The sequence below is a fragment of the Bacillus cereus group sp. BfR-BA-01347 genome (assembly GCF_022663835.1).
Lineage (GTDB): Bacteria > Bacillota > Bacilli > Bacillales > Bacillaceae_G > Bacillus_A > Bacillus_A thuringiensis_K.
The window spans coordinates 1-500 of record NZ_JAKUGG010000076.1 but is presented as its reverse complement, the minus strand read 5'-3'; the positions used below and the strand labels follow the sequence as shown (position 1 = coordinate 500).

The window sequence follows — 500 nt, the reverse complement described above, 5'->3', positions numbered from 1 at the left end:
AGATAGAAGAGAAGAAAACTGAAGATAAAGAAACAGCAAAGATAGAAGAGAAGAAAACTGAAGATAAAGAAACAGCAAAGATAGAAGAGAAGAAAACTGAAGATAAAGAAATAGCAAAGATAGAAGAAAAGAAAAGCGAAGATAAAGAAGCAGCACAGTTAGAAGGGAAACAAAAAGTAGAAAAATCGGTAAAAACGAACGGAAATGAAAATAAAGAGGAAGAAAAAACGGTATCTCAAGAAAAGGATCCTCAAACTAATCCTTCATGGAAGCCAATTGGTACAGAGCAAGGAGCAAAACCTGAAATGAAATTTAAAGAAGGAACAGTTGATTGGAGTGAGATGAAAAAAGCAATTTCTTATGCTGTTGATGTTCCAGAGAGCCAATTAATTTTCGATTTTATTGGGAATAATGGTAATAATAAAGCCTACGGTAATGTACGAGATAAGCAAAATAATAAAAAATATAAGGTTAATATTGATTGGGTAGAAAATCAGGGG

At 32.4% G+C, this 500-nt stretch carries 1 protein-coding gene; it reads left to right on the top strand.

Features of this window, described 5'->3' with window-relative positions; genetic code table 11:
- The coding region (locus MR143_RS32670; RefSeq protein ID WP_242281301.1) for a YrrS family protein at positions 1-500 on the top strand (500 nt) is incomplete at both ends.